Source organism: Runella sp. R5_40 (assembly GCF_057652295.1).
The window spans coordinates 132,386-155,264 of the sequence record NZ_JBYFCH010000017.1; the positions used below are offsets into that span (position 1 = coordinate 132,386).

Consider the following 22,879-nt stretch of genomic DNA (forward strand, 5'->3'; position numbering starts at 1 on the left):
TAGCTAGTCTCATCGGCGAATATCTGCGGCACTAAATCTGCGTCAATCCGCGGGTAAAACTTAAAAAAACTTATCTAACAATGTACTAACCATTATTTTTATGAAAATCAGAAAACTACACTTCATTTTACTCTTGATAGTGAGTTCGGCCATTACTGCTTTGGCCCAAAAGTCCGTATCAGGAACCATCAAAGACAAAGAAACGGGCGAGGCGCTACCAGGCGTCTCGGTCATTGTCAAAGGCACGCAAACGGGAACCATTTCCGACCAACAAGGCGCTTTCAAACTGTCTGTTAACGATAATTCGACCCTCATTTTTTCTTTTATTGGATACACGTCCATTGAAAAAGCCGTTACCAATCAGTCTATTTTTTCTATCGAATTAACATCGGACACCAAACAACTTAGCGAAGTTCGGGTAGTAGGCTACGGTACGCAAACCAAAGCCGAATTTACGGGTTCAGCTGTGCGGGTTTCGGGCGAAGCCATCAAAGAACAGCCCGTGCAGAGCTTTGACCAAGCCCTTCAAGGCCGTGCACCTGGGGTGAGTATTGGTCAACCCAACGGGGTTTTGAACAACCCGCCCGTGATTCGGATTCGGGGCGTCAACTCCATTTCGTTGAGCTCGTACCCGCTGATTGTCGTCGATGGAATTCCCATCAACACAGGCAACGTTTCGACCAGCACAGCCGTTCCTAACAACCCCCTTGGCGACATCAATCCCGCTGATATTGAATCCATTGACGTATTGAAAGACGCCGCCTCTACGTCTATTTACGGTTCGCGGGCAGCGGCGGGGGTATTGCTCATTACGACCAAGCGCGGAAAAGCAGGTAAGCCTCGCATTACGTATGAAACCTGGGCGGGCGTATCCAACGTCGTGCGTTTGCCTGAGTTATTGAACGCCGAACAGTACATCGCCATCAAAAACGAGGCGGTATTAAATGCCAAAATTTTGGGAGGAAATGCCAACAACGACAAAGTAGCTTCGGCTTTATTTTTCCCTAACTATGACGAAAACAAAAACCCGATTGACACGCGCTGGTACGATTACATTTACCGCACGGGGACATCTCAAAGTCATAACATCAATATTTCGGGCGGTACACCCACTACGTCGTACTACTTTTCTGCCAACTATACCAACCAAAATGGCTTTTTGGTCGCCAACGAGTTTAAACGCAAAGCGATTCGTTTCAACATTGACCAAGAAATTACGTCTTGGTTGAAATTAAAAGGAAGCGTTTCGTACAACAGTAGTTACAACAAATCACCATACGCGGGTTCATTGCCCAACTCCAACTTCTTTTTGGTAGGAGCAGCCCGCTTGGCAACGGCACTATCGCCCAACATTCCTGCCTTTAACGCCGACGGTTCGTACAACATCAACCCTTCTGCCCTCAATACCATCGGCATGGGCAACAACCAAGTGGTAAGCAACTGGGGAAATCCCGTGGCGTTGTTGAGAGAAAACCGCTACACGTCCGAAAACGACCGCATTATTGGTACCCTTTCGGCCGTAGCTAATCTCGCCAAAAACCTCGATTTTACCTCTTCTTATTCGATTGACCGCCTCCGTACGGACAACGTAAGCTTTGACAGCGCCATCCAAGGAAATGGTTTTTCAACGCGCGGAAACGCTACCAACACCACTGGAATCAGGGATACGTGGAACTGGACTAACACACTTTCGTACAACCTTGGTTTTGGTGGAAAGCACTCAACTTCGGCATTGGTAGGGTATGATATTCAGAAGTTTGACTATACCGCATGGGGAGCGTCACGTACGCAAACCTCCGACCCTTTCTTTGATAATTACCAAGGAAACTGGGGAGCCATTTCGGCGACTGGAAATGAGATTAGCGAACGCGCGTTCCTCTCGTTCTTTTCCCGTTTGAATTACGACTTCAACAAAAAATACTTCGTTACCTTTAACTTCCGCCGCGATGGCAACTCGGCTTTGGGGGCGGGTAAAAAATACGGAAACTTTGGTGGTGTGTCGGGTGGCTGGGCCTTGTCAGAAGAACCATTTTACAAAAACTTGTCACTTTCCAACGTGCTAAGCAACGTCAAACTCCGCGCCAGTTGGGGGCGCGTAGGCAACGGAAACCTCAACGACGCCTACAGTTCGCTCGAACTTTACAGTGGCTCGCTTTACGGCAGCGTTCCGACTTGGGGAATTTCGCAAGCAGGAAACTCAAATTTGGGTTGGGAAACCAGCAACCAAACCAACATCGGAGCCGATTTGGGTTTGTGGAACGACCGCGTTCAGGTGGAAGTTACGTATTTCAACAACGACGTCAACGGTCTGATTTTGAGCGCTCCGCAGGCAGTTTCCAAAGGGATTCCTGGCAATGCGATTTTGGGTAACGTAGGTTCGATGTACAACCGTGGACTTGAGCTGGGCATCAACGCCACGGTGCTTCGCAAAGGAGACTTTTCGTGGAATACGTCGTTCAATATCACCTCGTTAGAAAACAAAGTAACGGCATTGGCCCAAGGCAATACGGACATCGTGGGAACCACGCACGTGTCGTACGAAACCACCAACATCACACGCGTGGGTTATTCGGTAGGAAGTTTGTACGGAGCCAAAACCGCAGGCGTTAATCCCGACAACGGACAGCGTATTTTTATCAATGCCAAAGGTGAAAAAGTGCAGTACAGCCAAGTGGTATTGCCAGGGCAAAGCCAGTGGACGTACTTAGATGGCACGAAAGCGCCCGCGATTACAGGAGCAGATTACTACCTCATTGGCAACGCCCTTCCCAAGTGGTACGGTGGCTTGACCAACACTTTCAAATACAAGAACTTCGATGCAGCCGTGAGTTTGTCGTTTGCGGGAGGTAACTACATCATGAACGGTACCCGCGCTACCCTTCTCGACCAACGTGCCTACAACAACTCTACCGAAATCTTGAACCGTTGGCAAAAACCAGGTGACATCACCGACATCCCGCGCTTGGTGTACAACGACCAACTTTCGAGCGGTTCGTCGTTCCCCGTATCAACGAACGCCGAAAAAGGAGATTTTCTCCGTTTGCAAAACGCGTCACTTGGCTACCGCATTCCTGCCAATCCTGTGTTCACGAAGCTCGGACTTAGCACGGTTCGGGTCTATGCCCAAGGCTCTAATCTGTTTTTGTTGACCAACTACACAGGCACCGACCCAGAATCGTCGGTCAACGGAAACTCAAACGTGACGCCAGGCATCGAAAAGAACTCGGTGGGTCAAGCAAGAACCTTCACCTTTGGCTTAAATGTGAGTTTTTAGGGGGGCGTTAGCCGTTATCTGTTAATTGTTAACCGTTATCCGTTAATCGTTTACCACTAAAACTCTCATTATCAAAGGTTTTGAAGAATCCAAAGTAGCCTCGGTAGAGGCGTAACATTTGTCGCTAAATCAATTGAAAATGAAAAAAAGTCAGAAATACATCGGAAAAAGAGGCATCATTGGCGCATTGTGCGTGGGGTTGGTATTGTCAACGGCCTCGTGCAACGACCAAGAACTACTCAATCCCCAACCAGAAACCGCCATCAGCGGCGCCAATGCTTTTGATACCCCTGATCGAATTTTGGGGTTGGTCAACGGCGTTTACAAATCCATCAAAAACGCCAACTTCTACGGGGGCAATTACTACACCTACACCGAAGCCCGAGGCGAAGAGTTTATCAACCGTACTAGCAATACCTTTACCGCCTACGAAGCTTGGAATCAAACGCTTAATTCGGGTTCAAACTTCGTGGCAGGTTTTTGGTCGGCGGCGTACACGGCCATTAACAATGCCAATATTCTAATCAAAGGGCTGAACGACAACCCAACCAAAGTAAGCGCTGCACTCAACAAACAGTACATTGCCGAAGCAAAATTTGCCCGCGCGCTGAGTTATTTTGCCTTAGTCACCCTCTACGCCCGCCCCTTCAACGAAGACAAAGGCGCGTCAAAAGGACTGCCATTGCGCTTACAAGCCGAAACGTCAACGGACAACAACGACCTCAAACGCAGCACCGTAGCCGAAGTTTACGCGCAGATTATCAAAGACTTGAACGAAGCCGAAGCCGATTTACCGTTGAACCACGCCACGGCTCTCCTCAACACCACCCGCGCCCACCGCAATACGGCCATTGCCCTCAAAACGCGGGTTTATCTCAACAGCGGTAACTACGCCAAAGTGATTGAAGAAGCCAAAAAAATTGTCTCTGAAACCGCTCCTTACGCGGCAGCTTCGGGCGTCAACCACAAGCTTCAAAACATCGTCGAAATTTTTACGACCAATTACACCTCGACCGAATCTATTTTGTCGGTTCCTATGACGGATTTGGACAACGTCGGTGGGCAATCGTCGTTTCCATACGTCTTTAACGCCAATTCGGAATACAACCTCAATCCCAACGGCATTTGGGGAGAAACCGAATGGCGGACGTCGGACCTTCGTCGCACGTTTGCGCGGACGGCATCGGGGCTTCAGTTCCTTACCAAGTACAGCAAGCCCTCTCCGTTTTTGGACTATATGCCGATTATTCGCTATTCGGAAGTATTGCTCAACTACGCCGAAGCCGCTGCTCGCACGGGCGATTTGACCAAGGCCGTTGAACTTTTGAAAGCCGTGCGTAACCGCTCAGATGCCAGCTATGTATTCCCTCAGAGCGCGATTGGTACGCAAACCGCTTTGGTCAACACCATTTTAAAAGAGCGCCGCATTGAATTGCTAGGCGAAGGGTTTCGTTCCAACGATTTGCTACGCAACTTGTTGCCACTCCCTGCCAAGTCAAGCAGTGCGTTGAGCGCTCCCGAGGTCAAACCGACCGATTCTAATTACACATTCCCACTTCCCAACGTGGAGATTGTGACAAACAAGCTTTTGTTGGATTAATACCGTACCACTAACATCAAAACAAAAAAAATGAAAACACCCGTAACTTTCGTAGGCGCTCTCCTGTTGGGCGTGAGCCTGTTGGCTTTTCGTAGTGATAACCCGCACGAAGCCGAGATTAAATCGTGGCATCAAAAACGCATCGAAAGCCTGAAAGCCGAAGAAGGATGGCTCAACTTGGCGGCGCTTTTTTGGCTCAAAGAAGGCGAAAATACCATTGGCGGAAACGAAAAAAATAGCATCGTTTTTCCAGCGGAACACAGCGATGCGTTTTTGGGAAAAGTTATTTTAAAGGATGGTAAAGTAACGTTTGAAGCAGCACCCCAAGCAGCGGTGCAGTTGGGCGAACAGGCAGTCGCCAACGCCGAACTTTTCCCCTACCAAGGCAAACCCACGGTTTTGAAACACAAAACGTTGCGCTGGTTTATTATCCAACGAGGTGATAAATTCGCCATTCGCTTGCGCGACTTGGAAGGTACCTACGTAAAAGCATTCAAAGGCATCGAAACCTTTCCGATTACGACAGACTGGAAAGTGAAGGCGAAATTTATTCCAACGGAAGGTAAAAAACTTACCATTTTGGACATCACTGGACGGTCGTACGAACAGGCATCTCCTGGTAAATTTGTATTTACGATTGATGGCAAAGAATATAGCCTTGAGTCAGTAGGATCGAAAGAACGTCCTCACTTTGTGTTTGGAGATTTGACCAACAAACACGATACTTACGGTGGCGGACGTTTCTTGGACGCGCCTGCCCCCGACGCTGAGGGATATACGTACATTGATTTTAACAAAGCTTACAACCCTCCCTGTGCTTTTACCCCGTATGCTACTTGCCCGTTGCCTACCAAAGAAAATCGGTTGCAGGTAGCCATCAAAGCGGGTGAAAAGTACCACGGAGACCACTAAACATTAAAAAAATGCCCAAAACTCTAAGCAGGGTGCTCTTGACCGTTGTATTACTCCCATTGTTGATTCCAACTTTGGGAGTTTTTCACGCAGAAAACCCTCCCCAAACCCCTTCCCAAAACATTGCTTCGGATACCGCTCATTTTCCCCGTTCTTTCGGACTTGGCAGAGTGGCGACCCAAGCAGAAATCAAAAAACTAGACATTGATGTCCGCCCCGACGGCAAAGGATTGCCCATTGGTTCGGGCATTTCGGCCAAAGGAAAATCCATTTTTGAGCTCAAATGCGCTCCCTGTCACGGAATAGGCGGCGTGGGTGGCCCCAACGGCTCGTTGGTCTCTTCGGTGCCTGCTGCGGGCAAACGCCCCGAACGCACCATTGGCAATTATTGGCCGTACGCTACCACGGTTTTTGACTACGTGCGCCGCGCAATGCCTTTCAACGCCCCTGGCTCGTTGACCGACGAGGAAGTGTATCACCTAACGGCGTACTTGCTTCATGCCAACAAAATCATCGACGAAACGACGGTGATTGATGCCAAAAGTCTGCCCAATGTTGTGATGCCTGCCCATCAACTATTCATTCCCGACAACCGCAAAGGTGGCCCCGAAATCAAATAACGATGAAAAACAAACTCATTGAGATTGGGCAGATTGCCCCCAAATTTAGCCGACGAAAATTATTAGGTGGTGCCGCAACCGCCGCCGTAGCCATCGTACAAACGGCCCAAGGCAAAAACCTCCAGCAAGCCATTACAATCGGCGATTTGCCCAACGACCCCACCAAAGTAGTAGGTACGCTGGCGGGCGAAGTAGGTACCCGTTCTTCGTTTGAAAAATTGGTTAAAAAGCCTTCCGATATTTCGTCGCGCTCTCCTTTGCAGGATTTTTACGGAATGATTACCCCCTCCGATTTGCACTTTGAGCGTCACCACGCGGGGGTGCCTGCCATTGACCCCAACAAACACGAGTTACTGATTCACGGATTGGTCGAAAAACCGTTGGTTTTCAAACTGTCTGACCTCAAACGTTTTCCTTCGGTATCTCGCATTGCTTTTTTAGAATGTTCGGGCAACTACCGCACGGGCAAAGAAACGCTATCGCCCCAAGAAATTTGCGGGCTCACCAGTCAAAGTGAGTGGACGGGGGTCAAACTTTCGACGCTTTTTCGGGAAGTTGGCGTCAAGCCAAACGCGTCGTGGTTTTTGGCCGAAGGAGGTGATGCCGCCGTGATGACCCGCAGTATTCCCATCAAAAAAGGCTGGGACGACGCCATTATTGCCTACGCCCAAAACGGCGAAGCCCTTCGTCCCGAACAAGGCTACCCCGTTCGGTTATTTTTGCCTGGTTGGGAAGGCAACACCAGCGTAAAATGGTTACGCCGCCTCGAACTGTCGGACGCCCCTTTTATGACCCGCGAAGAAACATCCAAATATACCGAAAGTGTCAACGGAAAAATTCGACAATTTAGCTTTGACATTGATGCCCGTTCCATTATTACGTACCCTTCCTATCCCCAACGCATCGAAAAAGGCTGGGTCGAAATTAGGGGTTTGGCGTGGAGTGGACGCGGCAAAGTAGTCCAAGTAGAAGTAAGCACCAACGCAGGAAAATCGTGGCAACTGGCCCGACTGCAAGAACCGATTTTGGACAAAGCCCACGTGCAGTTTCGATACTTATGGGAGTGGAAAGGAGAATCTACCGAAATTATGAGTCGCGTAACGGACGAAACAGGCTACGTTCAACCCACCTACCAGCAGCTCATTGCTGCCCGAGGTGCGGACGGAGGCTACCATTTCAACGCCATTGCGTCGTGGCAAATCAAATCCGACGGCTCTGTCCTGCATAAACCAGAGAAATAACCGTACTATCGTAAATTTTCATCATGTCTTTTCTTGCGCTTGTTACTGCTTTACTAATTGCTCAAAAACCCGCAGAAGATTCGGTCAAAAACGACCTTTCGGTCAGCGTAGAAATACGTCCGCGCTTAGAATTTAAAGAAAACTATCGGCTTTCTTCGGAAGAAACGTTTGACCCAACGACCTTCATCAGTCAGCGTAACAGGCTTAATATCAACAATCTACGCAAAAACTTTAACCTCCGTGTGTCTTTTCAGGAAATTCATTTATTCTTAAAAGATGGCGTTAGCTCGCAGGTAGGGAGTCTCAATTTCAATGAATTATACATCGAACCAAAAATAGGCAAGCATTTTTCGGCCCTTATTGGTCGGCAAAATTTTCAGTTAGACAACGGACGGATGTTTTCGGCCGCTCCATGGTCGCAGCAACATCGTTCGCACGAAGGCATTCGGCTTCAGTACGTTATCCGTTCGTTGAGAACCGATTTTGCGGCCTTTTTCACGCGAAATTACGGCAACCGCTTCGAGGCTAGTTATTCGCCCGTGGCTTCGCATAAGTACCAGTATTTGTTGGTACATCAACTAAAGGGAACCCACCAGCAGCTCACTTATACCCTCATCAATTCGGCAGAGCTCTTTGACAAAACCTATTTTAATGCCAAACGCTACGCGACGGGTGGCCGACTGGAATACAACCTAAAAAGGATTTATACCACGCTCAGTGCCTTTTACCAATACGGACGAAACCAACAAAATCAGCGCGTAAGGGCCTATTATATTCAACCCGAGGTCAGCGCTACGCTTAAAAAATTTACGTTGAGGGTGGGAGCTGAACTGCTTAGCGGTAATCCAGCCGATGTTAAAAGTGGCTATTCTAATTCGTACGAAATCGCCTACGGGGTTGCGTGGAAATTTATGGGTAACATGAATTTTTACGCAAAATTTCCCGCCGATGTCGCCAACAAAGGCTTGTTTAATCCCTATCTTTTTTTGTTTTACCGCCTCACCAAAAAACTACAGTTGCGCCTCGACAACCACTTGTTTTACAGCCAATACGCCTTGGCAACCCAATCTCAAAAATACCTCGGATACGAAACCGATTTCTCCGTCAATTATAAACCAACCAACTACATTGACCTCAACTACGGGCTATCGTTTTACGACCCCACGTCCAGTACGTTGCTACTGAAAAAAATACGGAACACCACCGCGACGCCCGTCTGGAGTTATTTGATGGTTTCGTTCAATCCAACGCTTTTTTCGCGAAAGAAATGAAATTCGCGTATCAAAATCATTTCCAAGAACTCTAAAAAATAAATGCCTCATACAGACTTTGACGCCATCGTAGTAGGTTCGGGCCCCAATGGGCTCGCGGCCGCCATTACCCTCCAACGAGCAGGGCTTTCGGTACTGTTGGTCGAGGCCAAAAGTACCCTTGGAGGAGGAATGCGCACCGCCGAACTTACCTTACCAGGCTTTCACCACGACATCTGCTCGGCCATTCATCCGATGGCATTGGCTTCGCCTTTTTTTAAGTCGTTGCCACTGCAAAACCACGGGCTTGAATTTGTGCACGCTCCCATTGCCGCCGCTCATCCGTTCGACAACGGTACGTCGGCCGTGCTTACTCGGCATTTGGAAGAAACAGCCGCGTTGCTAGGGAGTGATGAAACGACGTACAAAACGTTAATCAAACCCCTCAAACAGCAGTGGGACACGTTGATACCCGCTATTTTGGGGCCTTTACGCTTTCCCGAAAAACCCATCGAATTGGCTCAATTTGGGCTTTCGGCCTTGCAACCCGCTACTTGGCTAGCCAAAAAATTTAAGACGCCCTCGGCTCAAGCCCTCTGGTCAGGTATGGCCGCTCATTCAATTTTGCCGCTTGAACAACCCACTACTTCCGCCATTGGTTTGGTGCTGATGACCGCCGCGCACCTCGGCGGGTGGCCCATTCCCAAGGGAGGAAGCCAACAAATTGCCAATGCGTTGGGGGATTATTTTGAAGCCTTGGGCGGAAAAATAGAGAAAAACTTTCAGGTGACCTCTTTGTCGCAATTACCCTCGTCGAAGGCGGTTTTATTTGATATTACTCCGCGTCAACTCCACCAAATCGCTGGGCATACCTTTTCGTCCATCTACCGTTGGCAGCTCGAAAAATACCGTTATGGCATGGGGGTTTTCAAAGTAGATTGGGCGCTGGATGGGCCTGTACCTTTTACGTCGAGGGATGCGCGATTGGCAGGAACACTTCATTTGGGAAATACCATCCAAGAAATAACCGCTTCTGAACGAGCCACTTGGAAAGGAGAACACCCCGAAAAACCTTTTGTGTTACTAGCCCAACAAAGTTTGTTCGATACAACACGCGCACCCGAGGGAAAACATACGCTTTGGGGGTATTGCCACGTCCCGAACGGTTCGACCAAAGACATGACCGAGGCAATTGAGAACCAAATTGAACGGTTTGCACCAGGGTTTCGTGAACGAATTTTGGCAAAAAACACCTTCCATACCGCCCAATTGGAAGAATATAACGCCAATTACATCGGGGGAGACATCAACGGGGGGGCCGTCACGTTTGACCAACTTTTTACGCGCCCTGCTTTACGTTGGTCACCTTATCGTACCTCCACCAAAGGTTTGTATCTTTGTTCTGCCTCTACCCCACCAGGCGGAGGCGTTCACGGAATGAGCGGATACCACGCCGCCAAACAAGCCCTTAAAGACATTTTTAACCTAACTACATCCCAATGAAACACCTATTACGCATCCTTTTGGCATTTTTTCTGCCGTTTGCTCTCTTTGCCCAAACGCCCATAACCATCAACGAAAAAACTATCACGCGCCACGGCCCCGAAAAAGGCGCGTTGCTCATCATTGGCGGCGGCACGATTCCCCCCGAAATTTGGGCAAAATTCATTGAATTGGCAGGTGGAAAAGAGAAAGCAAAGTTAGTGGTAGTGACCGCCGCAGCGGGAGATTCGGCGGCCTTGAGTCCGTCGCACGTAGAACTGGTAAAAAAACAAACGGGCGCTTCGCAAGTGACATTACTCCACACCAAAAACCTCAAAGAGGCCAACAGTGAGGCGTTTGTCGCGTCGCTCCGTCAGGCGACGGGCGTGTTTTTTGTGGGTGGACGTCAGTGGCGCATTGCGGACTCTTACCTCAATACGCTTACGCACCAAGCCTTCAACGAGGTATTGGAGCGCGGCGGGGTCATTGCGGGTACGTCGGCGGGGGCGAGTATTCAAGGGTCGTTTTTGTGGCGCGGCGACACCAAAGGCCCCCATATTTTGGTTGGAGACCATACCCAAGGACTGGGTTTTCTCAAAAATTCGGCCATCGACCAGCACTTACTTCGTCGAAACCGCCAGTTTGATTTGGTGGACTTTATTCGTCAATCGCCCGATTTGATTGGTCTTGGCTTGGACGAATCTACTGCCGTTTTGGTACAAAAAGATACCTTCGAAGTCGTTGGAAAAACGTACGTGGCCGTCTATGATTACCAAACGATAATCGGTAAAGGTGCTTCTCACGTGGTCAACAATAACGAAGACCACACTGCTTCCAATGGGCCTTTTATTTTGTTGAGCAGCGGCCAAAAGTATGATTTACAACAACGAAAAGTTATCCAAGAAAATAGAAGAAACACTACTGCTCCCAATCGTTAAGCATTAACTTTACACGACACTCACCCACCGCAATGAAGCTTTTATTTAATTCGCTTTTTTCTCCTCTTCTTTTATTGGTGTTTTGCTTGAACGGAATGGCTCAAACAGCTTGGGATGACACGCAAATGAAAAAATGGCCCGAAGGAGTCAAAGAGATTTCGGTAAAAAGTAGCGTTGACGGGGCAGTGCAAAAAGCCCTCTTTTTTGCACCTCCCAACCCGTCCGAAAAGCGGCCTTTAATCGTCAGCCTACATACGTGGAGCGGCGACTATACCCAGTTTGACCCCTTGGTTTTTAAGGTAGTTGAAAAGGGTTATTATTATGTCCATCCCGATTTCAGAGGACCTAACAACCGCAAAGAAGCCACAGGCAGTAAGCTGGTTATCAACGATATTGAGGACATCATCCAACATTTACTCAAGACCGAACGCATCGACCCCAGCGAAGTGCATATCGTTGGGGTGTCGGGGGGTGGATACGCTACTTTACTGTGTTACAGTCGTTTAAAGTTGCCTGTTAAATCATTTTCGGCTTGGGTACCTATTTCCGACCTTGAGAGTTGGTACCACGAAACGTCTCGCCGTAACCTAGCCTATGCGGGACAAATCTTGAAAAGTACATCCGACAACGGAACACCTGATATTACCGAAATGCGCAGCCGATCACCGCTGTTTGATACCATAAAAAACCGCCCTAGCGAGTTGTTTATTTACACGGGTGTCAACGACGGGTACACGGGCTCAGTTCCCATTACTCAATCTATTCGATTTTACAATAAACTTGCCAAACGCAACAAAGACAAAGTCACTGATCAAGAGACCATTACCCTCCTAAGTCAGCGACAGTTACCCCACGTATCGGGGCCATTTTTGGAAGGTCGAAAGCTGTATGTACAGAAAAAATCGGGCAATGTCAGTCTCCGAATTTTTGATGGTACCCACGAACAATTGACCCAAGTAGCCTTGGGTCTTATCCCCGTGCAAGGACAAAAAGCAAACCCGACCTCGATGCGGTTGCTAGCGATTGGAGCTTCCAATGAACAAGCGCCCAATAGCTGGGTAAATCAGTTGGTGGGGACACTTCCGTTTAGTAACATCGTCAACTACTCGATTTCGGGCAATACGGTTGGGTTTAACAACCTTGATAACCCCAAGCTCAACACTTTGCGCAACTTGGATTCATTGGTACAGATGGCTTTGGCTAAAAACTACCAAGAGCCTTTCGACTATATTACGATTGCGCTGGGCACTAACGACTGTAAAGCCATTTTTGCAGCTGATTTTGAAGTGGTAAAAAAGAACTTCCAAGTCTTATTGGACAAACTTCAAAGCAGTAAATTGTACGCCCCTCATAAAACCCGCCTCATTTTAATGACTCCGCCGCCCATTGATCATACCAAGGCGATTGCTAAGTACGAAGGTGGCAATGAGTGTGTGCGACGCTTGAATCAGTTTTTACGGCAATTGGCCACCGAACGCCACTTGCGTTTTTTGGATACTTTTTCTTCGCTTTCGGTAGGGTTTGAGGCAAAAACAACCGATGGCGTGCATCTCTCCACCAATGCACAGCGCTCCATTGCGGAGGAGTTGATACGTTTTGTTGAAGCAGATAGAAAGCGTGGTGGGAAAGAATAAATAGGGTAATTCATTGCGCGTATTTCACTCTGTCTAACAAGTATTGACCCAATAAACTGCGATGCAGGCTACTCCGTCAATACAACCATTTGATAGCAATTCCCCCTAAAAAAGTAACAACAAATTTGCGAAACCAATTAGCTGCACATATATTTGCAATTAATTGGTTTCGTATTTTAACTGCGAACAACCATCTAAACCAAGAAAAAACATGAGCAAAATAATTTTCGATAGTGGAATATCTCTTGATGGATTTTTCGCAGGAGATAACAGAAGCCCTAAAAACCCTATGGGTGGGGTTTCGGGACAAATTCATTCGTGGATGTTTAATCAAAAAGCTTTTTGGGAGTACCTAGGGTTTGAGGGAGGGAAAGAAGATGGCGCTGATGGAAAGTTGATAAGAGAAACTATTGAACGAACGGGTGCATTTATAATGGGTAAGCGTATGTTTGAGGAAGGCGAAGCTAGTTGGCCCAATGACCTGTATAAAGCGGACGTTTATGTGTTAACAAACGAAAAACGCCCCCCTTGGATTCAAGAAGGGACAACCACTTTTTACTTTATAAATGATGGCATAGAAAGTGCGCTGGAAAAAGCAAAACAATCAGCAAAAGGAAAAGACATAAGAATACAAGGCGGTGCAAACACGATTCAACAATTTCTAAATGCTGGACTTGTGGATGAATTCTTTATTCATATTGCCCCCGTTTTTCTAGGCAGTGGAATTCGCCTTTTTGATGGTATCGATAAAGACAAATATGCACTTCACATCCAAGAAGTAATACCCTCCCATCTAACAACCCATATAAAATACAAACTGGCAAAAAAAACTTAATACGCCGCCGCTATCGTAATCACCGAAACCTCATTAGCACCGTTCTCAAGCAAAGTCGCCACGGCCGATTCGAGCGTAGAACCCGTGGTAACGACATCGTCCACAATCGCAATTCGTTTTCCTACTACTTCCGCAGGACGAACTACCTCAAAAATCCCCGATACGTTTTCAAAGCGCTCTAAGCGGGTTTTTCGGGTTTGGGTGGAGGTAAATTGCGCCCTCGCCAGCACCTCCGCCGACCACGGAACACCCATGGTTTCCGACAGTCCTTCGGCAAACATATCACTTTGGTTGTAGCCTCGTTGTGCTTTTTTACGGGGGTGAAGGGGAACGGGCAACAACAAATCAATTTGCTTTTGGACACCGCCCGCCCGAAGTTCCTCGCCGTAAAGCCGTCCTACCACCTGCCCCACTTCAGGCCGATTTTTGTACTTCAACTGGTGAAGCAAACGCTGAACTTTCCCTCCTTTTTCAAATTTCAAGAAAGTATAAACGAAAGAAACCGCCACTTTTCCCGCAAATTTGTTGGTAAGCTCGGGGGTGGAAATTGTGTGTGACTGTGAGCGAGGCAATGTCAGGCGGCATGAAGTACAAAGACATGTTTCGTTTCCGACCAACGGCGTTGCGCAAGCACAGCAGGTATTGGGGTAAAATAAATCCAGTAAATCGTTCCAGAGGCGAAGAAGTACGTTCATGGTTTCATGTCTTTTCTTTTTGACTTCAAACCAGCCTGAAAGTTACGGCTCTTCCCGACTTGAAGTCGGGACAAACACGGCCTAACGTCTCTGACGTTACTTTATGAATGACTAAACAAAATTGGATTTAAGTAGCTTTCAGGTTTACTACCTACGGGTGCCGACGCCAACCACGTTTCCCAATCTGCTTTTTGATAACTGTTCTTTGGCGCCATTATTTGCTGGTCTTTGTCCATGTAAATCATCGTCATCACTTTACGGGCTTTGCCAGAGACGTTGGCACCCGCACGGTGAAACAACCAACCCGCGTGGTAGCTTACTTCGCCCAAATCAAACGGCGTTTCATGGAGCGAAAACTGCGTAAGCGACTGTTGCATCAGGGCTTCGCTTTCATCGCTGATTTCCACGTCCCGCCCGATTTCTACCAATTGACTTTTTTCGGCAAATGCCAACGGCCCCATTTCCAAGGGCGTCGCTTGCAGCGGTATCCAAACCGTGACGGTTTTGGGCGAAGCCAAAGGCCAGTAAAACTGATCGGCGTGCCAAGGAGTGATGCCGCCACTTGGCTCTTTATAAAGGGCTTGGTCGTGGTACAAACGCACCCCCTCCACTTCCATCAAATCGGCGGCGATTTGCGCCAAACGCTTTGAAAACACAAATTCTTTCGCGGTTTCATCTTCCCGCCAAAGGTTCATAATCTGTAGAAAAGCTTTTTCGTAGGTAGTTCGCTCTTCCATGGGTTTGGTGAGTTTGTTGAGCTTAAAAACCAAATCCGTAATGATTTCCCCGTAATACGCAATCGCCTCGGCGCTGAGCACATTTTTAAGCTTTACGTAACCATTTTCGCGGTAAAATGCCACTGCTTCGGCAGGTACAGCATAGGGAGTTGACAATTCTTCGAGTAAGGCTGACTTTTGCATATACGTTTCGATTGCGTTGTTTGATGATGCAAAGTACCGTATTCGTTGAATTTCAAAAATTCTGTTTTTTAGCCAATTAATGTAGTATTTTAACTCTTTGTATTGCTTATTTTAAAATACAAAAGCAATATTCTACATTTTATATGCGACCGCTGCTTGAACAACTGACGTTTGAACATACCTCCTCCTTTCTTGTACGGGCGTTTGAGCGTCCCTATTTCGACGCGCCCTGGCATTATCACCCCGAATTTGAACTTACTTACATCGTTCAGGGCGCTGGACAGCGTTTTGTAGCCGATAGCATCGAGGCTTTCGACGCAGGCGATTTAGTACTGTTAGGCGCCCACGTTCCGCATTTTTGGCGCAACTCCGTCGAATTTTACCAACAGAATTCTAAGCTGACCGCCCAAGCCGTCGTTGTGCAATTTCCGCCGCAGTGGGTCAACGACTTTATCAACAACGTCCCTGATTTTAAATCCATTCGTTCTTTGCTTCTAAAATCAGAAAGTGGCCTTGTTTTTAGCGCCGTCTCCCCCACCCTTCACCAAAAACTCCTCCAACTTCCTACCCTTACGGAAGGCTTTCGGTTGGTGGCTTTGCTCGACATTTTATTGCAGCTTGCCACTCAAACCCCCTTTCGGTCGCTGGCAAGCCCTACGTATCGCCTTACCATCGACGACTCAGAAACCGAACGGATGAAACGTATTTTAGAATTTACGTTGGCCCATTTTCAAGAGGAAATTTCGCTCGAAACCATCGCCGATGTCGCCCATTTGACGGTACCTGCCTTTTGTCGTTACTTCAAAAAACGGACAAAAAAAACGTACATCGAATACCTTAATCACCTCAAAATCAACCATGCTTGCAAACTTCTGACTACCTCCGAGCTGAGTGTAGCCCAGGTTGGGCTCGAATGTGGGTTTCATAACTTGTCTAATTTTCACCAAACTTTCAGGCGGCAAATGGGTCAGTCCCCCTTGGCCTTTCGAAAAACGAACCCCCTTAGGTAGTTTTTGGGTGTGTGGTTCTTTTTTAACTAATTCCACGCGCCATGACCTATCTATCTCGACTTTCATCTCTACTACTTTTCGTAGTTATTTGCTATCTAAGCGATGGCTGTATCGAATCTTATTCGCCACCTGAGGTGAATCAGGCACAAAATTACCTAGTGGTGGAAGGGACACTCAACCCCTCTATTACCAGTGAAATACGCTTGAGTCGTACCCAAAAAGTCAAACAAACGGGGGCTACGTTGCTCGAACAACGCGCCCAAGTGAAAGTCGAAAGCGACCGAGGCAATACCTATAACCTCGTTGAAACCCAGCCTGGCGTTTATACTTTAAAAGCGTTTTCGGCGACCGAAAGTGAAAAGTTTCGGCTACACATTCAAACCATTGGCGGCAAAGAATACCTTTCGACCTACGTCCCCCTCATCCAAACGCCTGCCATTGATAGCGTCACTTACCGTGTCAATCAAGCACGTACCAACGTGCAAATATTCGTCAATACCCACGACCCGCTGAACAAAACTCGTTTTTACCGTTGGAACTTTGAAGAAACGTGGGAGTATCAAGCGCCCTTGTATTCGGGTTATGAAATAGTGGCGGGGAAAGTTAGACCACGTACCGAAGACATCAACACCTGCTGGGGCAACCAAAAATCGGCCCAAATTACGTTGGCAAATACCTTACGCCTAAGCCAAGATGTTGTTCAGGATGTTCCCCTTACGACGGTGTTGTCCATCAGCGGGAAATTAGCCAGAAGGTACAGCATTTTGGTACGTCAATACGGGCTATCGCGCGAAGAGTTTGATTATTGGGCAGCACTTTCCAAAACCAACGAAATCACGGGTAGCCTCTTTGATGGACAACCCTCGCAAATAACGGGCAATATCAGCTCCGTCACCTCGCCCGAAGAACCTGTATTTGGATTTTTCAGTGCTTCAACGCCACAATTCAAGCGGTTATTCATCACCGAATACTTAGGCAGATTTACGGTGCAAGACCAACTCTGCGAGCCCCTCGACACCCTTCCTGAGCCCGAAATCATCCGTAAATCGACCAATGCGTCGTTTTTGGTCCTTATCGAGCACCCCGTGCCAGGTTCCCCCATTGCTTTTTACACCATCGGCAGCATCCCGTGCAGCGACTGCCGCACCCAAGGCGGCACCAACAAGCGGCCTGCGTATTGGTAGAAGGGGGGGAACCTTAACGAACAAGCAAAATCTCACTTGGATTTTTCCCAAACTCCTTTTTGAAGGCATACGAGAAATGCGACAAGTCTTCAAAACCTACTTCTAAATACACATCACTCGGTTTTTGGTGTTGGGTACTAATTTGAAAAAAAGCTTCTTCTAACCGTTTCTTTTTGAGCCAAGTACCAGGAGTCATGCCAAATATTTTCAAGAAATCGCGCTTAAAAGAGGACACGCTTCGCCCTGTCATAAAGGCAAAGCGTTCCAAGCTCACATTGAATCGAAAATTTCGATTCATAAAGGTTTCAAGGTCTATTTTTTGCGGCACACCGAAGTTAAAAAAAACATTTGCCAACATAGGTTCAGAGGTAAGAATAATCAGAAGTAGTTCTTCTCGCTTAATATCGGCAAACGTAGCATCCAGTTCCTGCCCATTCGAATAGTAAGGTTCAAGCGACTGTATATAGCTTCCCATCAACTTACTTTCATTTAAAAACAAAAAGGCATCGGGGGTTTCTGAAGGAGTTATTTTAAAGGGATGTCGTTCAAAAAATTGTTTCAGAAACGGTTCATCGAGGGTAATGATTATTTTTTTAAACTGCTCGTCTTCCTTGTATTTCGTGTAACGAATAAAATGATTTTTACGGGCAATGTAATAATCCCCTGACTGCACCCAATATTGTTTATTGCCATCATACGCTTTCATGGAGCCTTTGAGCAAATACATAAAATAATGATGATGGATAAACTGTTCGGGAGAAATTTCAGGCCCCAAATGACAGGAATGGATGCTATTTATTTCCACGTTGCTTGATTTACTTTAAACTATCGACACTCGCAAGTACCGCTTCTTCTTTGTTTCGAGGATACCAATCTAGCATGTCAATTGCCTTCCGATTTGACATCTGAATGTAAAAATCATCTGCGGTTGGCTTCATCTCACCTATCTTGGCTGCCTTTTGTGGACGCTCTTGTTTAATAAGCTGTGCTACGTCATAAAAACTCATCACCTCCTGAGAAGTTGCTAAAAAACGATGACCATTCGCTTCAGGATGTAGCATTGCTTTAATATGAAGTGCCGCTACGTCCCTAACGTCAACTACCCCAAATGTAAACGCTGGGCTTTCTGTCACATGACCATCAACAATCGTTTTTATAACTCCTTCTAACGACGCAGAAGTAATCGTTCCTAACATCGGCCCAAAGATAGCTACTGGATTAATCACTGTAAACTCCAATCCTTCGCCTTCTGTATTAACAAAGTCCCATGCAGCTTTTTCCGCAACGGTTTTTGATTTAATATAGGCCATAATAGGCGCATTTTCATCTGTCCAGTCAGCTTCTGTAAATACATAGCCTTTCTTTTTCATACTGTAGCCAATCGCCGCAAATGAAGAAGTAAGCACAACCCGCTTCACTCCCGCCGCTTTCGCGGCTTTCAGAACTCTCAACGCCCCGTCGCGCGCTGGAATAATAAGTTCATTTTCGTCTTTTGGTTCCCCCAGTGGAAAAGGCGAAGCTACGTGCAAAACATAATCACAACCTTCAACAGCTTTATGCCAGCCCCCCTCGCTAGTAAGATCGGCTTCGAAAAAGCTTAGATGTTCAAAATTAGTAATTCCACCCTCCACTAAAGCGTCCAAAATTTCATTTTTTCGATGTAAAGCACGTAGGGTTGTTTTTACGTTATATCCTTGTTGTAATAATTGTAAAACGGTATGGATACCCACAAATCCAGTGCCACCAGTTACTAATACGGTTTTCATTCTTTTTTTGATTTAATGACGGTGCAAAGTTCCGCAATCAAACCGCAATTCATTTTGTTGTGGCGTCCAATTTTACTTTGCTGTGAAGTTCAGAATCTTACTTAAAAGCTAAATGAAAGAAGAAAATCGGCTAAAAAAAAAGCGTCAAACTTGCTGATTATCAACAAATTTGACGCTTTAGAGTGGGCCCAGCAGGGCTCGAACCTGCGACCACCTGATTCACTTTCCTCTGGTTTCCCAAAGTAGTAGGACTATCTCACCACCCTTCCCAAATTAATTTAGGAGTCGGGTGAGGGGCGTTAGTAGAAGCTTATTGGTTGGTTTCCTCACTTCTTAGTCTCTGCACCTTCCAAGTTACTTTTAAACCGTTCACTTGGCTTGGCTCAGGATTACCATCGGCGCTACCCGTTAAGGCTTCCCTGAATTAACCCCTATTCCATCTTTTGCTCACACAAAAGCGGCACCGTCTAAAATTTTTTGAACATTTTTAACACTAAGCTCTGGATTATGCTCTTCTGCATGGCAATTAGAACATAACAACAAACATTTTTTTGCTTCTTCTACAATATTCTCCCATTTTTTATTGGAAAGAATTCTAGCGTCTAGTTTAAACTGCTTAGTTGTAGAATCCACATGATGAAAATGCAATGCTGCCAGATTCGCGTTATAACCGCATTTGCTACATTGTCCTCCAAACATTTGTACTAATTTCATTTTTCGTGAAATTGATCTAACTGTCTGTGAGTGATATGTATTTGTTTGCTTTTTTACCCTGTAATAGTGGTCTTTTTGCTTACATGTATTACTACAATACTTTTGCTTTTGACCATAAATTTCAGTTTGACAAACAACACAAGCGCGATTCATTAATTCAAAGAACTTTAATTGATGAGTCAGATGCTCTAACCGACTGAGCTATGGGCCCTAAAAATACCTCTTCGATATTTTGTGGGTGCAAAAGTAGAAAATGAACTTTACATTCGCAAGCAACTGACCTTTTTCCTGCCTGCGTTTTAGCGAACGGCTTCTTTCAACGTTATTTCGTGTTTGCCTGGGCCTAGTTGTAGGGTTTTAAACGCCGAAGCTACCTGCTTTCCGTTCACCACTACTTTGTCCTCCGCCTTAGATTTTATTTCTACCTCAGCGGCCATGTTGGCGGGAACGTCAAAAGTAAAACGCTTTATGCCGTCGCTCGTTCGCTGGTAACTTGCACTTACGTTGCCCCTCATAAAAGGCACTTTGATTTCGCTCGACGCTAATTTCCCTAATTGTGGTTTGATAGATACCACGCTTCCCCCCGCTGTTTTGGGCTGAATCCCCCACAACTGACGCGGAATGATGTTGGCAGGCACCGCTCCCCAAGCATGGTTCCAGTCAGAATTCGGTTTGTATTTCATGTCCCACGCTTCGAGGGTAATCGTTGCGCCAATCCGAATCATGTTGTACCAGCTACGGTCGCTTTGGTCGGTCAACAATTGCAACGCGTAGTCTTGCGCGCCCGCTTCGTACAGCGCTTCCATCAGGTACTGCGCCCCATAGACGCTGCACGCCATCCCGCGCGATTGAATAAACTGAGCCACTGATTTTTTGTAAACCTCTGGTACAACCCCAAACGCCAAGGCCGTCATATTGGCATGAACCGACGCATGGTCAGTGCCTTCGCCGTCCACGTAATGGCCTTTGGTTTTATCAAACAACTTCTCGTTAAGCGCCGTTTTGACCTTCGCGGCTCTGAGTTGAAAATCAAGTTCGTCGCTTGTTTTTCCTAAAATTTTGGCAGATTCGGCCATAATTACCATGTTTTTGTAGTAAAAACTGTTGATCATGGTATTAATTGGGCGAAACACAAACCCGTCGCGTTCCCCTTCGGCCGTCGCCAATTTCCAGCCCGTGTCTTTTTGCGCGGGGGGCCAGTCGGTGATGTCGCTCAATTTTTCTTTCGGGTCGGTGAAGCCCAGTTTCTTCATAAACTCAGGGGTATTTTTGGGCGACTGCGAACTAATAAGTCCATCCTCACGGTCGAGTTCCATGAGTGTTTTATGCTTCAACGGTTCGTAGTACTTTTCAATCAACTCCGTGTTCCCCGTGTACATGTAATCGGCATAAAACATCATCGCCACGTGCAGTTGCCATTCCGTCGGCCACGTAGGATGTTGCATAAAATACTCAATCGTACGGCGCGCAATGGCGTATTCGCGGTCGGTGGTGTAGTGGCTCAATTGGTTCAAATACGCATCCGCTTCGTACGGAATCCGCTCGCGATCCCCATCCACGTACAAGCCCGCAAACGTGGTGGCTTTGATGGAATATTTGCACATGTCCCAAATGGCGTTCAATACCGAATCTGAACTGTTGAAGTAACTTTGGTTATTTTCCCAATAATTGTAATAAACCACTTGCGTCAAGTCTTTGGCTTGCAGCGGACTGCTGGCTTTTTCGATTTCGCAGTAACGAAAAGGCAACAAGACGGGAAAAGAATCAGGTAAAACCACCGCCTTCGGCCCCGTGTTTCGTTGGTCAGGTTTTAATCGAAGGGTATATTTTGTTTGGTTGGGCGACACACCTAATCGCACCTCTTGGTAGCGAATCGTCCCCGTGGGTTTGCGGTTGATTTGTCCATTTTCCAACTGTTCCCCCAAATGAAAAATCAATGTATCGGGGCTATTGGTTGCGTAGTTAATTTCCAAATTGGCAAAAGCATCTTTACCAAAATCGACAAAGTACGAATTATTGGCTTTTTTGGTAAAAACGCGTGGCTTTATGCGGTCAGTTTGGAAACGATTGCCCGTTGTTAGTTCTCCATCGCTTTTTCCCACGGTAAACACCTGCGCTTTTGAATACTGACTCGGACGCCCCGCTGCATCCCAAATGCGTACTTTCCAATGGTAGATTTTTCCCGTTTGCAGGGCTGTTCCTTGGTAGGTTACGTTGGTTGAACCATTTTTATAGACTGGGCCGCTGTTCCATACATCCCCTTCGTTTTTGTCAATAAGTGCTTTGGAAGAAGCCACAAGTACTTGAAAACCTGTTTGTGTAACGGCTGAAGTGGGTACCAACCAGCCAAATTCGGGTAGTACATCTTTAATAGCTACTTGTGTTGGTTCTCGGATGTACTCTACGGTCAAGCCCGTTGGTGACACACTTCCTTGCTGAACACGGGTATGGTTGGGGGCGTTGTTTTGGGCTAAAATGGCCGTTGTTTCCACCAATAAACACAATAAAAGGGGCAGTTTTTTCATAAAATCACGCATCAATGGGCAAGTTATTGCTAACATAAAAAGGTAAAAAATGGGTTTTATACCCGTGTGCCCCGTGCCCGTGTGAGGTGGTTTCTCAAAACTGCCAACCCGCGTGAGGCGGTTTCTCAAAACCGCCCTACTCGTGCAAGGTGGTTTCTCAAAACCACCACACATTTTTCGATGAATTCAGCAGGTTTTGAGAAACCTACCTTAACCCCATAAGTGTACGTAATTTATTTTTAATATTGTAAATGCGCAAGAAGACACATTTTTTTGGGG

Annotated in this window: 18 protein-coding genes; 12 read left to right on the forward strand and 6 right to left on the reverse strand. The window is 46.8% G+C overall.

Features of this window, described 5'->3' with window-relative positions:
- Positions 1–100 precede the first annotated feature (100 nt).
- From AC23N5_RS23145 to AC23N5_RS23190, 10 genes are all read left to right on the forward strand, one after another.
- Positions 101–3,274: a SusC/RagA family TonB-linked outer membrane protein gene (locus AC23N5_RS23145; RefSeq protein ID WP_487757435.1), complete on the forward strand. Its 3,174-nt coding sequence runs from the start codon at positions 101–103 to the stop codon at positions 3,272–3,274.
- A gap of 139 nt (positions 3,275–3,413) precedes the next feature.
- Positions 3,414–4,874, forward strand: coding sequence for a RagB/SusD family nutrient uptake outer membrane protein (locus AC23N5_RS23150; protein ID WP_487757436.1), 1,461 nt, complete (start codon positions 3,414–3,416; stop codon positions 4,872–4,874).
- A gap of 30 nt (positions 4,875–4,904) precedes the next feature.
- Positions 4,905–5,786 (forward strand): DUF1684 domain-containing protein, encoded by an 882-nt coding sequence (locus AC23N5_RS23155; protein WP_487757437.1) that lies wholly within the window; start codon positions 4,905–4,907, stop codon positions 5,784–5,786.
- A gap of 11 nt (positions 5,787–5,797) precedes the next feature.
- Positions 5,798–6,406, forward strand: a complete 609-nt coding sequence (locus AC23N5_RS23160; RefSeq protein WP_487757438.1) for a c-type cytochrome — start codon at positions 5,798–5,800, stop codon at positions 6,404–6,406.
- A gap of 2 nt (positions 6,407–6,408) precedes the next feature.
- Positions 6,409–7,647: a sulfite dehydrogenase gene (gene soxC / locus AC23N5_RS23165; protein WP_487757439.1), complete on the forward strand. Its 1,239-nt coding sequence runs from the start codon at positions 6,409–6,411 to the stop codon at positions 7,645–7,647.
- A gap of 23 nt (positions 7,648–7,670) precedes the next feature.
- Positions 7,671–8,918, forward strand: a complete 1,248-nt coding sequence (locus AC23N5_RS23170; RefSeq protein ID WP_487757440.1) for an alginate export family protein — start codon at positions 7,671–7,673, stop codon at positions 8,916–8,918.
- A gap of 42 nt (positions 8,919–8,960) precedes the next feature.
- Complete coding sequence (locus AC23N5_RS23175; protein WP_487757441.1) at positions 8,961–10,400, forward strand: phytoene desaturase family protein; 1,440 nt, start codon at positions 8,961–8,963, stop codon at positions 10,398–10,400.
- Entirely contained in the window at positions 10,397–11,317 is a 921-nt protein-coding gene (locus AC23N5_RS23180; RefSeq protein ID WP_487757442.1) for a cyanophycinase, read from the forward strand. The genes AC23N5_RS23175 and AC23N5_RS23180 overlap by 4 nt, the downstream gene beginning before the upstream one ends.
- 32 nt (positions 11,318–11,349) lie before the next feature.
- Positions 11,350–12,951 (forward strand): SGNH/GDSL hydrolase family protein, encoded by a 1,602-nt coding sequence (locus AC23N5_RS23185; RefSeq protein ID WP_487757443.1) that lies wholly within the window; start codon positions 11,350–11,352, stop codon positions 12,949–12,951.
- A 211-nt stretch (positions 12,952–13,162) separates the two neighbouring features.
- A complete protein-coding gene (locus AC23N5_RS23190; protein ID WP_487757444.1) occupies positions 13,163–13,786 on the forward strand; it encodes a dihydrofolate reductase family protein in 624 nt (207 codons plus the stop codon).
- Here AC23N5_RS23190 and AC23N5_RS23195 read toward each other — a convergent pair.
- Positions 13,783–14,481 (reverse strand): ComF family protein, encoded by a 699-nt coding sequence (locus tag AC23N5_RS23195; RefSeq protein ID WP_487757445.1) that lies wholly within the window; start codon positions 14,479–14,481, stop codon positions 13,783–13,785. The two genes, AC23N5_RS23190 and AC23N5_RS23195, sit on opposite strands and share 4 nt — an antisense overlap.
- A 101-nt stretch (positions 14,482–14,582) precedes the next feature.
- Complete coding sequence (locus tag AC23N5_RS23200) at positions 14,583–15,401, reverse strand: phytanoyl-CoA dioxygenase family protein (RefSeq protein WP_183976438.1); 819 nt, start codon at positions 15,399–15,401, stop codon at positions 14,583–14,585.
- Between the two features lie 143 nt (positions 15,402–15,544).
- Here AC23N5_RS23200 and AC23N5_RS23205 point away from each other — a divergent pair, with 143 nt between their 5' ends.
- Together AC23N5_RS23205 and AC23N5_RS23210 are read left to right on the forward strand one after the other, a co-directional pair.
- On the forward strand, positions 15,545–16,411 hold the full coding sequence (locus AC23N5_RS23205; protein ID WP_487757446.1) for a helix-turn-helix domain-containing protein: 867 nt from the start codon (positions 15,545–15,547) through the stop codon (positions 16,409–16,411).
- A gap of 41 nt (positions 16,412–16,452) precedes the next feature.
- Positions 16,453–17,595 carry a DUF4249 domain-containing protein gene (locus AC23N5_RS23210; RefSeq protein WP_487757447.1) on the forward strand — a complete coding sequence of 381 codons (1,143 nt, stop codon included), beginning with the start codon at positions 16,453–16,455 and terminating at the stop codon, positions 17,593–17,595.
- Positions 17,596–17,608: 13 nt separating this feature from the next.
- On the opposite strand, the gene AC23N5_RS23215 is transcribed toward AC23N5_RS23210, so the two are convergent.
- The 4 genes from AC23N5_RS23215 to AC23N5_RS23230 form a co-directional block, all read right to left on the reverse strand.
- Positions 17,609–18,400 (reverse strand): helix-turn-helix domain-containing protein, encoded by a 792-nt coding sequence (locus AC23N5_RS23215; RefSeq protein ID WP_487757448.1) that lies wholly within the window; start codon positions 18,398–18,400, stop codon positions 17,609–17,611.
- A gap of 10 nt (positions 18,401–18,410) precedes the next feature.
- Positions 18,411–19,361: an SDR family oxidoreductase gene (locus AC23N5_RS23220; protein ID WP_487757449.1), complete on the reverse strand. Its 951-nt coding sequence runs from the start codon at positions 19,359–19,361 to the stop codon at positions 18,411–18,413.
- Between the two features lie 447 nt (positions 19,362–19,808).
- Positions 19,809–20,075, reverse strand: a complete 267-nt coding sequence (locus tag AC23N5_RS23225; protein ID WP_487757450.1) for a hypothetical protein — start codon at positions 20,073–20,075, stop codon at positions 19,809–19,811.
- Between the two features lie 299 nt (positions 20,076–20,374).
- Positions 20,375–22,636 carry an alpha-L-rhamnosidase-related protein gene (locus AC23N5_RS23230; protein ID WP_487757451.1) on the reverse strand — a complete coding sequence of 754 codons (2,262 nt, stop codon included), beginning with the start codon at positions 22,634–22,636 and terminating at the stop codon, positions 20,375–20,377.
- Between the last annotated feature and the right edge of the window lie 243 nt (positions 22,637–22,879).